Below are 12,621 nucleotides of genomic sequence, written 5' to 3'. Positions count from 1 at the left end.
GGCGGCGGCGCTTACGTATAATCCAGCCTACCCTGCAGTCCGGTGCCGTCGACCACGGCGGCCGCCTCACCTTTCCCTTGCATGGCTGATTTCCACGAATTTTATCCCCTGCGCCGCCACAATTCATTCGGATTCGACGTACGCGCGCGCTTTGCGGCGCACGTGCGCAGCGAAAGCGACCTGCTGTGCGCGCTGGCCGATCCGCGCGCGCATGGCCTGCCCCTGGTTGTGCTTGGCGGCGGCAGCAATGTGGTCCTGACGCGGGACATCGACGCGCTGGTGCTGTTGATGGAAATCCCCGGCTACGCGGTGGCCGCCGGCGACGATGCCCACCTGGTGACGGCCGGCGCCGGCGAGAACTGGCATGCACTGGTCTGCCGCACCATTGCCGACGGCCTGCCAGGGCTCGAAAACCTGGCCCTGATTCCCGGCACCGCAGGCGCAGCGCCGATCCAGAATATTGGCGCCTACGGCGTTGAACTGCGCGAGCGCTTCGACAGCCTGCGCGCCTTCGACCGGCACAGCGGCGAATTCGTCCGCCTGACGCTGGAGCAATGCGAGTTTGCTTACCGGGACAGCCTGTTCAAGCGCGAGGGGCGTGACCGCTACATCATTACGGCTGTCACCCTGCGCCTGCCGCTGCCCTGGCAGCCGGTGCTGGGCTATGCGGAACTGGCGCGCGAACTGGCACAAGAGTCAGCCGCGGTGCCCACGGCGGATCGCATCCGCGAAGCGGTGATCGCGATCCGCACGCGCAAGCTGCCCGACCCTGCCCAAATCGGCAATGCAGGCAGCTTCTTCAAGAATCCCGTGGTTGCCCCCGGCCAGCGCGACGCGCTGCTGGCGCAGTACCCCAACCTGGTCAGCCATGTCCAACCCGATGGCAGCTACAAGCTGGCGGCCGGCTGGCTGATTGACCAGTGTGGATTCAAGGGGGTGAGCGACGGCCCGGTGGGCGTCTACGGCAAGCAAGCCCTGGTGCTGGTGCACCACGGCGGCGGCACGGGGCAGGACCTGCTGGCGCTGGCGCGTCGCATCGCCGATGCCGTGCAGGCCCGCTTCGGCGTGCGCATTGAGCCCGAGCCGGTGGTGCTTTAAGCCGCCCGGGCCATCGTACTCAGGCGAAGTGGCAGACGTAGTCCAGCGTTTCGGTCACTTCGATATCAAAGCTGCTGTCGCCGGGCACATTGAACTGCTGGCCGGCGCCATAGGTATTCCACTGATCTTCGCCAGCCAGCTTCACGCGGCACACGCCGGCATTGATTTCCATGATTTCCGGAGCGCCGGTGCTGAAGGTCAGCGCGGCGGGGAAGATGACGCCCAGCGTCTTGCGGGTGCCATCCGGGAACAGCACCGTGTGGCTGACGCACTTGCCGTCGAAGTACAGGTTGGCTTTCTTGACGACGGATACGTTGTCGAACTGGCTCACGCTATTTCTCCTTGATGCTTGGTTCTTGATGACTGGAATCTGGAATGTTCAATGGCGAGGCGGCGCAAAAAAGGGGCCATGACGGCCCCTCTTCTGCTGAGTGCTGACTGYCAGGGCCACGGTCCGAATTGGGCCGGGGCCTGAAGCCCGCCTTACTCGCCGCGCTGGCGGCGTGCGTTCTCGGCGATGCGCATGCGCAGCGCGTTCAGCTTGATGAAGCCGCCGGCGTCGGCCTGGTTGTAGGCGCCGCCATCATCGTCGAAGGTCGCGATGGTCTTGTCGAACAGCGTGTCCTTGGAGTCGCGCGCGACCACGATCACGTTGCCCTTGTACAGCTTGACGCGCACCCAACCGTTGACCTTGGCCTGCGTGTGGTCGATCAGCACCTGCAGCGCGCGGCGCTCCGGGCTCCACCAGTAGCCGTTGTAAATCAGGCTGGCGTAGCGCGGCATCAGGTCGTCCTTCAGGTGAGCCACTTCGCGGTCGAGCGTGATCGACTCGATGGCGCGGTGGGCCTTCAGGATGATGGTGCCGCCGGGGGTTTCATAGCAGCCACGGCTCTTCATGCCGACGTAGCGGTTTTCCACCAGGTCCAGGCGGCCGATGCCGTGCTTGCCGCCCAGGCGGTTCAGCTCGGTGAGCACTTCGGCCGGGGTCATGCGCTTGCCATTCAGGCCGACGATGTCGCCGCCCTCGAATTCGACGTCCAGGTACTCGGCCGCGTCCGGTGCGTTCTCGGGCGACACGGTCCAGCGCCACATGTCTTCCTCGGCCTCGGCCTTGGGGTCTTCCAGGTGGCGGCCTTCGAAGGAGATGTGCAGCAGGTTGGCGTCCATCGAGTACGGGGCGCCGCCCTTCTTGTGCTTCATGTCGATTTCGATGCCGGCCTTTTCAGCGTAGGCCAGCAGCTTTTCGCGGGACAGCAGGTCCCACTCGCGCCACGGCGCGATGACCTTCACGCCCGGCTCCAGACCGTAGTAGCCCAGTTCGAAGCGAACCTGGTCATTGCCCTTGCCGGTGGCGCCATGCGACACGGCGTCGGCGCCGGTGCTGCGCAGGATCTCGATCTGGCGCTTGGCGATCAGCGGACGCGCGATCGAGGTGCCCAGCAGGTACTCGCCTTCATAGACGGCGTTGGCGCGGAACATCGGGAAGACGAAATCGCGCACGAATTCTTCGCGCAGGTCGTCGATAAAGATGTTCTCCGGCTTGATGCCGAACTTGAGCGCCTTCTGGCGGGCAGGTTCGAGTTCCTCGCCCTGGCCGATGTCGGCGGTAAAGGTGACCACCTCGCATTGATAGGTGTCTTGCAGCCACTTCAGGATCACCGAAGTGTCCAGCCCGCCGGAGTAGGCGAGCACGACTTTCTTGATATCGCTCATGTTCGACTCGATGCGCAAAGTAAGCGTGGCCGGCGCTGACGCCGGACACGCGAAAAAGAATGCGGAAAAACCGCTATTTTGACACGTCCGCTCCGGCTTGGGCGGCACTTGCCGCCTTCATCCAGCGCTCAGCCAGCCTTCTGGCACCGGGTTGGCGTGCCGCATGTGCGCCAAACTTGGCGCGGTACGCTCAGGATCAGTAGCGCCCGCAGAGCAGGAATTCCATCAGGGCCTTCTGCACGTGCAGGCGGTTCTCGGCCTCTTCCCACACCACGCTCTTCGGGCCGTCGATGACAGCCGCCTCGACTTCCTCGCCGCGATGCGCCGGCAGGCAGTGCATGAAGAGCGCGTCGGGGTTGGCGCGATCCATCATGGCGGTGGTCACCATCCAGTTCTGGAAGGCGCGCTTGCGCGCGTCGTTCTCGGCTTCGTAGCCCATGCTGGTCCACACATCGGTGGTGACCAGGTCCGCGCCCTGGCAGGCGGTCAGCGGATCGTCGAACACCTTGACCAGGTGCGCGGCCGACGCCGGCACCATGGCCGGGTCGAGCTGGTAGCCGGGAGGCGCCGAGAAGTGGAAAGTAAAGCCGAGGCGCTCGGCCGCCTGGATCCAGGTGTAGGCCATATTGTTGGCGTCGCCGATCCAGGCCACCGTCTTGCCGCGGATGCTGCCGCGCTGCTCGATATAGGTGAAGACGTCGGCCAGCACCTGGCAGGGATGGTATTCATTGGTCAGCCCGTTGATCACCGGCACCCGCGAATGCGCGGCGAAACGCTCGATGATGTCCTGGCCGAAGGTGCGGATCATGATGATGTCGACCATGCGCGAGATCACCTGCGCCGCGTCTTCGATCGGCTCGCCGCGCCCGAGTTGCGAGTCGCGGGTATTGAGGAAGACGGCATGGCCACCCAGCTGGTGGATGCCGGCCTCGAACGACAAGCGCGTACGAGTCGAGTTTTTCTCGAAGATCATGGACAGCGTGCGGTCGTGCAGCGGATGCCATGTCTCGTAGTTCTTGAACTTGGTCTTCAGAATCCGTGCGCGGTCCAGCAGGTACTCGTACTCATCGGGAGTCAGGTCGCTGAACTGGAGGTAATGCTTGATCGAAGTTGGGCTCATAAAACAAAGAAGGCGGCTCGGTGGTGGCTTGGCCGCCATGAAGGGTTCATGACCTGACCGTGCCGCGGAGCCGCCTTTCGCGTCGCTTACGCAATTTAACTGTAAGAATCATAAGGGATTATTGTGGCTTTGGCGAGCGTGGGCCGCGTGCCGCACGGCACGGAGGCTTATGCGCGAGTCTTATATAAGATATAATACTGGCTGATTCACGCGGGGCCCGGCATATCCATGCCACCGCCCGCTGCCGGCATCAAAAGTGCCCCCGCCGACACCGACGCCCCGCCGCCATGGCCTGGAATGAAACGAACCAATTGTTTCCTGGCCGCGTCAAACGGGCTCCCGTTTGGTCAGTCTGGCGGGTTTACCGTCGAGTCAACCGTACTATCCCCGCAGTCCAATGAATCCCACAGTTCGCGAATATTTCATCCAAGGCATCACCAAGGAAGGCAAGACCTTCCGTCCAAGCGACTGGGCTGAACGGCTGTGCGGCGTGATGGCGCAATTCCGTCCCGAAGGCGACACCGGCGATCCCCGCATCACCTATTCGCCTTACGTGCGGCCCATGATCGCGGGCGGCGTGAAAAGCGTGGTGGTCGATGCGCGACTGCGTGACATCGAGCCCAAGGCGCTCGACTTCGTCCTCAACTTCGCCCGCGACAACAACCTGCAACTGGTCGAAGCCTGCTCACTGGAGTAAGCCCGCACCGCCGCATGCCGCGGCTGCACCGCGGCCCTCCCGCACCGGCAGCACCGGTAACGCGCGGGCCAAAGCAGAAGACAAAAAAAGCTCGTCAGATGACGAGCTTTTTTTCGGGTAAGTCATCGCTAGACGACGCACCCCACCAACGGACTACCGGGCCAAGCCCCCGACAGCCACCGAAGCGACGCGGTAAGGCAAAATGCCCGGCATGCCGCCGGAAGGCGCCTGGCACTTGGCCCGGCGCCGGCAACTGCTATCAGGCAGCCATCGACTTGATGGCGGACGACAGGCGCGACTTGTGACGTGCAGCCTTGTTCTTGTGCACGATCTTCTTGTCGGCGATAGCGTCGATGATCGATTGCGAGTTCTTGAAGATCTCGGCAGCAGCAGCCTTGTCGCCGGCTTCGATAGCCTTGCGGACAGCCTTGACAGCGGTACGCAGACGCGAACGCAGGCTGGAGTTGTGGGCGTTCTGGGCGACGGCCTGGCGCGCGCGCTTGCGAGCTTGTGCGGAATTTGCCATTTAAGTAGATTTCCTGAATTCAGATGCGTGCCCAACGGAAGGACGGAGCAAACCGCGGACACAATTAAGTGCACATCAAGCGACCCGGGATGCACTGGCACACGAATCCGGAACGCAACTAGCCTTGTGAATCGGCAATTATACACACAAGAAAAAGCGGCTGGCAAGCCGAGCCACGACCCATGTGAGACGGGGTGACGCAAAGGCCAATATACGGGCACCAGCGAGGCCGAACCGTATAATACGCGCCACACCGGCCCCGCCCTGCGTGGCCTCGATGCAACTTTGGGACGTGCCCGACGTCTGAACCCGGTTCGCACCGGCGGTCCGATCCAAGCTGCCGCCGCCTCCCCTTTGCCGCCGACCGATCTTGAACCTGCTCAAAGCGCTCGCCACCATCAGCAGCCTGACGATGCTGTCGCGCATCACCGGCCTTATCCGCGAGATCCTGATCGCCCGTGCCTTTGGCGCTTCGGACATGACCGACGCCTTCAACGTGGCGTTCCGCATTCCCAACCTGCTGCGCCGCATCTTCGGCGAGGGCGCATTCTCGCAAGCCTTCGTGCCGATCCTGGGTGAATACCATAGCAAGCGCGGCGAGGCCGAGACCCGTGCGCTGATCGATTCGGTTGCCACGGTCATGACCTGGGTCCTGATGGGCGTCTCGCTACTCGGCGTGATCGGCGCCCCGCTCGTGATGATGGTGGTCGCCACGGGCTTCCGCCAGCATGGCGGCGAAACCTACGACGCCGCGGTCTTCATGACCCGCGTGATGTTTCCCTACATCGGCCTGATCTCGCTGGTGGCGCTGGCCTCCGGCATCCTCAATACCTGGCGCCGCTTCGCCATGCCCGCCTTCACGCCGGTGCTGCTCAATCTCTGCCTGATCGTAGCCGCGCTGTTCGTCGGCCCGCATATGGCGCAGCCGATCTACGCGCAGGCCTGGGGGGTGCTGGTGGGCGGCATCCTGCAACTGGCGGTGCAGATTCCGGCGCTCCGGCGGCTGGGCGTGATGCCGCGCCTGCGCTTCAACCTGCGCGCGGCCTGGGCCGAACCAGGCGTGCGCCGCGTCATGCGGCAGATGGCACCGGCGCTTCTGGCGGTCTCGGTGGCTCAGATCAGCCTGATCATCAATACCAACATTGCCTCCCGCCTGGCCGCCGGCAGCGTGTCCTACCTGACCTACGCCGACCGCCTGATGGAATTCCCGACGGCGCTGCTGGGCGTGGCGCTGGGCACCATCCTGCTGCCGAGCCTGTCGAAAGCCAGCGCCGAGGACAACCGGGCCGAATATTCCGGCCTGCTCGACTGGGGCCTGCGCCTGACGTTCCTGCTGGCCGTGCCGTGCGCGGTCGGACTGTTCGTCTTTGGCGCGCCGCTGACCGCGGTGCTGTTCAACTATGGCAAGTTCGACGCCCATGCGGTGGAGATGACCCGGCAGGCGCTGGTTTCCTACGGCACCGGCCTGCTCGGCCTGATCCTGATCAAGATCCTGGCGCCGGGCTTCTATGCCCGCCAGGACATCCGCACCCCGGTCAAGATCGCCTTGCTGGTGCTTGTGATCACGCAGTTGTCCAACTACGTCTTCGTGCCGCGCTTCGGCCACGCCGGCCTGGCGCTATCGATCAGCTTCGGCGCCACTGTCAACGCCCTGCTGCTGTTCCTGGGACTACGCAAGCGCGGCTTCTACAAGCCGGCCAAGGGCTGGTGGCTGTTCCTTGCCCAGTTGCTGACCGCCGTGACGCTGCTGGCCGGCATGCTGCTCTGGTTCGCCCGCAACTTCGACTGGGTCGGCCTGGGCGCCACGCCGTTGCTGCGCATCGCGCTGCTGGCCTCGTGCCTGGTACTTGCGGCGGTCGTCTACTTCGGTACACTGTGGCTCATGGGGCTGAGATACTCCGCTTTCAAGCGGAGAGCCGGCTAAGAGGCCCCCGCCTGCCAATCCAGCCAGTCGCGCCAGCGCGGCGCAAGGGCTGCGGCAGCGCGCGGTGCAGGGTCAAGGCAACTGAGGTTGTGTCAGAATGAGACGAAGCGGTTCTGCCCAGCAGGCAGGCGGACGCGGACGATGCCAATGCACCGTCCGGGAACGCCAGCCATGCCGCCAGTTTCGATCTCGAACAGCCGCCAGGCCGCATTCAGGAAAGCCGCAATGACAACCACGAAAGTCCTGGAATACTTTGCCAGTCTCGTGGCGGACGAGGACGGTATCCCGCTTACCGAGACGGTGCTCTCGATCGCCCAGGACGCCTACCCGGACCTGGACCTGCAAGCCGAACTGGCCATGCTCGACATGCTCGCGGTTCGCCTGAAGCGACGGATCGCCGAAGGCACGCCGGCCATCCAGCGCATGCGCCTGCTCAACCATTTCTTCTACCGCGACCTGGGCTTCGGCGCCAACGCGAACGACTATTACGATCCCGACAACTCCTACCTGAACGTCGTGCTCAAGCAGCGGCGCGGCATCCCGATCTCGCTGGCGGTGCTCTATATGGAGTTGGGCCAGCATATCGGCCTGCCGCTCAAGGGCGTGTCCTTCCCCAACCATTTCCTGGTGCGGATGTCGATTCCCGCCGGCGAGGTGGTGGTGGACCCGCTCACCGGCGAGACGCTGTCGAAGGAGCAGTTGCAGGAGATGCTCGACCCGCACCTGGAGCGCGAGGGCATCGCCGATCCCAACGAGGTGCCGCTGGGCCTGTTCCTGCAGGTGGCGAGCCACCGTGAGATCGTGGCGCGCGTGCTGCGCAATCTCAAGTCGATCTATCTGCAGGAATCGCGCTGGCAGCGCTTGCTGGCGGTACAGAACCGCCTGGTGATCTTGTTGCCAGGCTCGATCGAGGAAGTGCGGGACCGCGGCCTGGCCTATGCCAACCTGGAGTGCTTCCGGCCGGCGCTGGCCGACCTGGAAGCCTACGTGATGGCGCGCCCGGATGCGGCCGATACCACCCAGATCCGCGACCGCATGCCAGCGTTGCGCATGATGAGCCGCAGCGTGAACTGAAGCCCGGGCAGGGGCAGGCCCCGGCCTGCCCCGTCGCTCAGGAAGGACGGCGCTTGCCGCCGCGCACGAGCTTCCACAACCCGCCCAGCACCAGCGGCACGACCGCCGCGCCGATGCCAGCCAGCACAATCAGGTTCAGGTATTGCTTGATGAACGGCAGGTTGCCGAAGAAATAACCGGCAAACACCAGGCCCAGGACCCAGGCCATCGCACCAATCACGTTGAACATCTGGAACTTGGCGAACGTCATCTGYGACACGCCGGCGACGAACGGCGCAAAAGTACGCACGATCGGCAGGAAACGGGCCATGACCAGCGTCTTGCCACCGTGGCGCTCGTAGAAATCGTGGGTTTTGCGCAGTGCCTGCTGGTCCAGGAAGCGCCAATGGCCGTCGAACACCTTCGGGCCGACCCAGCTTCCCACCAGGTAGTTGACCGTATTGCCGCCAATCGCCGCCACCAGCAGCAGGCCGACCAGCACCCACTCATTCATGGCATGCGTGGCGCAAAAGGCGCCGGCGATGAAGAGCAGTGAATCGCCCGGCAGGAAAGGCAACACCACCAGGCCTGTCTCCGCAAAGACAATGGCAAAGAGGATGGCATAGACCCACGCACCGTAGTTCTCGATGACGGTGCCGAGGTATTTGTCGACATGCAGCAACATGTCTAGAAACTGCAATACGATATCCAATTCGATCCCCATTCTGAATTCAGCCGACATCATACAAGACCGGACCGACTCCAAAGTCACCTGATCCGACGCCAATGTGCTTGTCCCGCGCGCGCGGGCCTGCAGCGCGCCCACGTATAATTCCGCCCATGCCTGCCCAAGACCCGCGCCCCGCCCAGCCACCCCGTCCTATCCGCCCCCTGCCCGACCAGTTGATCAGCCAGATCGCGGCCGGCGAGGTGGTGGAACGCCCCGCCTCGGTGGTCAAGGAACTGCTCGAGAACGCGCTGGACGCCGGCGCCACCCAGCTCAATATCCGGCTGGAAGAAGGCGGTGTGCGGCGCATCGTGATCGCGGACAACGGCTGTGGCATCCCTGCCGCCGAACTGCCGGTCGCGCTGATGCGCCACGCCACCAGCAAGATCGCCTCGCTGGACGAACTGGAATCGGTGCTCACGCTGGGCTTTCGCGGCGAGGCGCTGGCCTCGATCGCTTCGGTTTCCGAATTGACCCTGACCAGCCGCACCGCCAGCGATTCGCATGCGACACAGGTGATCGCCGACACCGGCGAAGTGCAGCCCGCGTCCGGCGGCGTGGGCACCACCGTCGACGTGCAGCACCTTTACTTCAACACGCCAGCGCGCCGAAAGTTCCTTAAATCGGAACAAACCGAGTTCGGCCATTGCCTGGAGATGGTGCGGCGCGCGGCGCTGGCACGGCCGGACGTGGCCATCTCGGTCCATCACAATGGCAAGCCGATGGAGCACTGGAATGCCGGCGATGTCGCCACGCGCACGGGCCAGGTGCTCGGCGCCGACTTCGCCAACGCCCGCCTGCCCCTGGATGAGGAAGCCGGCAACCTGCACCTGTACGGATTTGCCGGGCTGCCCACCGCCTCGCGCGGGCGTCCCGACCAGCAGTTCTTCTTCGTCAACGGCCGCTACGTCCGCGACAAGCTGCTCACCCACGCCGTGCGCAGCGCCTACCAGGACGTGCTGCACGGCGATCGCTTCCCGTCCTACGTGCTGTGCATGGACCTGCCGCCCGAGATGGTGGATGTCAACGTGCACCCGTCCAAGATCGAAGTGCGTTTCCGTGAATCGCGCGCGGTGCACCAGTTCGTCTACCACGCCGTGCAGCGCTGCCTGGCGCGCCAGGCGGGCGAACAGGGCGACAGCCTGCATACCGCGTCCGATGTGGACGATACTCCCGCGGGGGAACGCCTTGGCGGCCCCGGCGGTTTCCCGGGCGCACGCGGCATTGGCGGTGGTTCCGGAGCTTCCGGCGGCTTCGGTGGATCAGGCAGGAGCGGCGGCATGGGTGGCGGTGGCGCCAGCCCGCGCCCGTGGGTGGACTACACGGCCACCGCGCGCCAGACCGAACTCGGCGTTGCCCAGCCCCGCCAGGCCTACCTCGGCATGGTCCGCGATGCGATCCAGCCGGGCAACGGATTTTCGCGCGCCTCCGCCGGCCCTGCCAGCACGCCCCCGGCCTGGATGGCCGATGCGCAGGCCGCCCGCGAGAACGACCCGCCTGGCCTGCTCGAGCAGCTTCCACGGCAGGAATTCACCGAGGACGATGCCAGCCCGCTGGGCTATGCCATCGCGCAGCTGCACGGCATTTATGTACTGGCGCAGAACGCGCGCGGCCTGGTGCTGGTGGATATGCACGCCGCCCACGAGCGCATCCTGTACGAGCAGATCAAGACCGCTCTGGAAACGCGTGAGCTGGCGGTGCAGTCGCTGCTGATCCCGGTCACGCTGACGGCCAGCGCGGTGGAGATCGGCACTGCCGAGGAGCACCAGGAAACCCTCACCCTGCTCGGCTTCGACATCGCTCAGGTCTCGCCCACCACGCTGGCGATTCGCGCCATCCCGTCCCTGCTCAAGCAGGCCGACACTGAAGCCCTGGCGCGCGACGTGCTGCGCGACCTGCACGCCTTCGGCGGCTCGCGCGTACTGGTCGAACGCCAGAACGAACTGCTCGCGACCCTGGCCTGCCACAGCGCGGTGCGCGCCAACCGCAAGCTCACGCTGGAAGAGATGAACGCGCTGCTGCGCCAGATGGAACAGACCGAGCGCGCCGACCAGTGCAACCATGGACGGCCCACCTGGGTGCAGTTGTCGGTGGCCGAACTCGACCGCCTGTTCCTGCGCGGCCAATAGACTGCCGTGCCACAGCCCGCCGCCAGTTCCGCCACCCCGGTTCCCTCCGCCTTGAACGCCGCACCAGCTCCCGCAAGCCTCGGCGCAGACCACCCGCCCGTGGTCTGCCTGCTCGGCCCTACCGCCTCCGGCAAGACCGCCGCCGCGCTGGCGCTGGCGGCGCAAGCCCCGATCGAGATCATCAGCCTGGACTCGGCGCTGGTCTACCGCGAGATGGACATCGGCACCGCCAAGCCCTCGCCGGCCGAGCTCGCCGCGGTGCCGCACCACCTGATCGACATCATCGACCCGGCCGACAGCTACTCCGCCGCCCAGTTCGTCACCGATGCCGAGCGGCTGATCGGCGAGATCCGCGCGCGCGGCAGCGAGCCGCTGATTGTCGGGGGGACCATGCTGTACTACAAGGCCCTGACCCAGGGCCTGAACGACCTGCCGCAAGCCGACCCGGCGCTGCGCGCGGAACTCGACGCGCTGGCCGCCGAGCGCGGCTGGCCGCTGCTGCACGCCATGCTGGCCGAAGTCGACCCGGTGACCGCGGCACGGCTGGCGCCCAACGATGCCCAGCGCATCCAGCGCGCGCTGGAGATCCACCGGCTGTCCGGACAACCAATGTCGGCGCTGCTGGCACGGCAAGCCGGCGAACGCACCTTTGCCGGCGCCGCCGACCGCCGCTATCGCGTGATCGCGCTGGAGCCTTCCGACCGCGCGGTACTGCACGCGCGCATCGCCACCCGCTACGATGCCATGCTGGCCGGCGGCTTTATCGACGAAGTGGAACGGCTGCGCGCGCGCGGCGACCTGCAGCCGACGCTGCCATCCATCCGCTGCGTAGGCTACCGCCAGGTGTGGGAGTACCTGGATGGCGAGACCGACTTCGCCACCATGCGCGAACGCGGCCTGGCGGCTACCCGCCAGCTCTGCAAGCGCCAGCTCACCTGGCTGCGCAGCACGCCCGAGCGCGAAGTGGTGGACTGCCTGGCGACGGATTACGTCACGCAAGTGGCACGACTGGCAAGGATTGGGCAGGCATAGGCCAGATGTGACGAATAGGCGATAATCGCGTTTTATTACCTGCCGATGCGTCAAACCCGCCATGCCCACCTCCGATTTCGTACTACGCCCCGCCACGCCTGACGACTGCGAAAGCTTGCTCGCGCTGATCACGGGACTGGCCGAATACGAGAAACTCACCCACCTGATCGAAGCCACGCCGGAAAAACTGCGCGAAGCCCTGTTCGGCGCGCGCCCGCATGCCGAGGCCGTGCTGGTGGAGGTGCCGGGCGCGCAAGGCGCGAAGGCGGTGGGCTTTGCCTTGTTCTTCCACAACTTCTCGACCTTCCTGGCCAAGCCCGGGCTGTATCTGGAAGACCTTTATGTCGACCCGGCCTGGCGTGGCCACGGGCTGGGCAAGATGTTGCTCAAGCATCTTGCGGCGCTGGCGGTGGAACGCGGCTGCGGCCGCTTCGAATGGAGCGTGCTGGACTGGAACACGCCGTCGATCGAGTTTTACCGCGCGATGGGCGCGGACGTGATGCCGGACTGGCGGATTTGCCGGGTTACAGGGGAGGCGCTGACGAAGCTGGGCGCGGCCGGGTAGGGCCGCCACTGCGCCCCGCGCAAACGAAAACGGCACA

12 protein-coding genes are annotated in these 12,621 nt (G+C 65.2%); 7 read left to right on the top strand and 5 right to left on the bottom strand.

The genetic code is table 11. From position 1 onward, the window contains the following. The first annotated feature begins 81 nt into the window (after positions 1-81). Complete coding sequence (gene murB / locus AC1DT6_RS11920; protein WP_441626343.1) at positions 82-1,098, top strand: UDP-N-acetylmuramate dehydrogenase; 1,017 nt, start codon at positions 82-84, stop codon at positions 1,096-1,098. 19 nt (positions 1,099-1,117) lie between these two features. Here murB and ppnP read toward each other — a convergent pair whose 3' ends face one another. The 3 genes from ppnP to argF all read right to left on the bottom strand — a co-directional run bounded on the left by ppnP (position 1,118) and on the right by argF (position 3,931). Continuing rightward, positions 1,118-1,429, bottom strand: coding sequence for a pyrimidine/purine nucleoside phosphorylase (gene ppnP / locus AC1DT6_RS11915; protein WP_045237620.1), 312 nt, complete (start codon positions 1,427-1,429; stop codon positions 1,118-1,120). A gap of 152 nt (positions 1,430-1,581) precedes the next feature. Next, entirely contained in the window at positions 1,582-2,811 is a 1,230-nt protein-coding gene (locus AC1DT6_RS11910) for an argininosuccinate synthase (RefSeq protein WP_035867543.1), read from the bottom strand. Between the two features lie 196 nt (positions 2,812-3,007). Continuing rightward, positions 3,008-3,931: an ornithine carbamoyltransferase gene (gene argF, locus AC1DT6_RS11905; RefSeq protein ID WP_035867400.1), complete on the bottom strand. Its 924-nt coding sequence runs from the start codon at positions 3,929-3,931 to the stop codon at positions 3,008-3,010. 397 nt (positions 3,932-4,328) lie between these two features. Between argF and AC1DT6_RS11900 the strand changes: the two genes are divergently transcribed. Then, on the top strand, positions 4,329-4,628 hold the full coding sequence (locus AC1DT6_RS11900; protein ID WP_035867403.1) for a DUF3579 domain-containing protein: 300 nt from the start codon (positions 4,329-4,331) through the stop codon (positions 4,626-4,628). A 259-nt stretch (positions 4,629-4,887) separates the two neighbouring features. On the opposite strand, the gene rpsT is transcribed toward AC1DT6_RS11900, so the two are convergent. After that, positions 4,888-5,154 carry a 30S ribosomal protein S20 gene (rpsT, locus tag AC1DT6_RS11895; protein ID WP_006157537.1) on the bottom strand — a complete coding sequence of 89 codons (267 nt, stop codon included), beginning with the start codon at positions 5,152-5,154 and terminating at the stop codon, positions 4,888-4,890. 370 nt (positions 5,155-5,524) lie between these two features. On the opposite strand from rpsT, the gene murJ reads away from it, so the two are divergent. Both murJ and AC1DT6_RS11885 read left to right on the top strand, forming a co-directional pair. Continuing rightward, the gene (murJ, locus tag AC1DT6_RS11890; protein WP_045237619.1) at positions 5,525-7,078 is read left to right on the top strand and encodes a murein biosynthesis integral membrane protein MurJ; all 1,554 of its coding nucleotides are present in this window, start codon (positions 5,525-5,527) and stop codon (positions 7,076-7,078) included. Positions 7,079-7,303: 225 nt separating this feature from the next. Further along, the gene (locus tag AC1DT6_RS11885) at positions 7,304-8,152 is read left to right on the top strand and encodes a SirB1 family protein (RefSeq protein ID WP_035867410.1); all 849 of its coding nucleotides are present in this window, start codon (positions 7,304-7,306) and stop codon (positions 8,150-8,152) included. A gap of 37 nt (positions 8,153-8,189) precedes the next feature. Here the strand turns inward: AC1DT6_RS11885 and AC1DT6_RS11880 are convergent, their stop codons facing one another. After that, complete coding sequence (locus AC1DT6_RS11880) at positions 8,190-8,831, bottom strand: VTT domain-containing protein (RefSeq protein ID WP_082094843.1); 642 nt, start codon at positions 8,829-8,831, stop codon at positions 8,190-8,192. A 140-nt stretch (positions 8,832-8,971) separates the two neighbouring features. Between AC1DT6_RS11880 and mutL the strand changes: the two genes are divergently transcribed. From mutL to AC1DT6_RS11865, 3 genes are all read left to right on the top strand, one after another. Continuing rightward, entirely contained in the window at positions 8,972-10,987 is a 2,016-nt protein-coding gene (gene mutL / locus AC1DT6_RS11875; RefSeq protein ID WP_441626337.1) for a DNA mismatch repair endonuclease MutL, read from the top strand. A gap of 51 nt (positions 10,988-11,038) precedes the next feature. Continuing rightward, positions 11,039-12,019 (top strand): tRNA (adenosine(37)-N6)-dimethylallyltransferase MiaA, encoded by a 981-nt coding sequence (gene miaA / locus AC1DT6_RS11870; RefSeq protein ID WP_441626335.1) that lies wholly within the window; start codon positions 11,039-11,041, stop codon positions 12,017-12,019. A 61-nt stretch (positions 12,020-12,080) separates the two neighbouring features. Next, positions 12,081-12,584 carry a GNAT family N-acetyltransferase gene (locus AC1DT6_RS11865; RefSeq protein WP_441626333.1) on the top strand — a complete coding sequence of 168 codons (504 nt, stop codon included), beginning with the start codon at positions 12,081-12,083 and terminating at the stop codon, positions 12,582-12,584. Positions 12,585-12,621: the final 37 nt, after the last annotated feature.

This window comes from Cupriavidus sp. 01L45 (assembly GCF_056399885.1).
Note: the sequence above shows the minus strand (reverse complement) of the source record. Positions and strands in the feature narration are given on the sequence as shown.

Excerpts from the sequence above, each read along its gene's own strand:
- AC1DT6_RS11865 (WP_441626333.1), top strand. The coding sequence starts at position 12,081 with ATGCCCACCTCCGATTTCGTACTACGCCCCGCCACGCCTGACGACTGC.
- murB (WP_441626343.1), top strand. The coding sequence starts at position 82 with ATGGCTGATTTCCACGAATTTTATCCCCTGCGCCGCCACAATTCATTC.
- mutL (WP_441626337.1), top strand. The coding sequence starts at position 8,972 with ATGCCTGCCCAAGACCCGCGCCCCGCCCAGCCACCCCGTCCTATCCGC.
- AC1DT6_RS11910 (WP_035867543.1), bottom strand. The coding sequence starts at position 2,811 with ATGAGCGATATCAAGAAAGTCGTGCTCGCCTACTCCGGCGGGCTGGAC.
- AC1DT6_RS11900 (WP_035867403.1), top strand. The coding sequence starts at position 4,329 with ATGAATCCCACAGTTCGCGAATATTTCATCCAAGGCATCACCAAGGAA.
- rpsT (WP_006157537.1), bottom strand. The coding sequence starts at position 5,154 with ATGGCAAATTCCGCACAAGCTCGCAAGCGCGCGCGCCAGGCCGTCGCC.
- AC1DT6_RS11885 (WP_035867410.1), top strand. The coding sequence starts at position 7,304 with ATGACAACCACGAAAGTCCTGGAATACTTTGCCAGTCTCGTGGCGGAC.
- argF (WP_035867400.1), bottom strand. The coding sequence starts at position 3,931 with ATGAGCCCAACTTCGATCAAGCATTACCTCCAGTTCAGCGACCTGACT.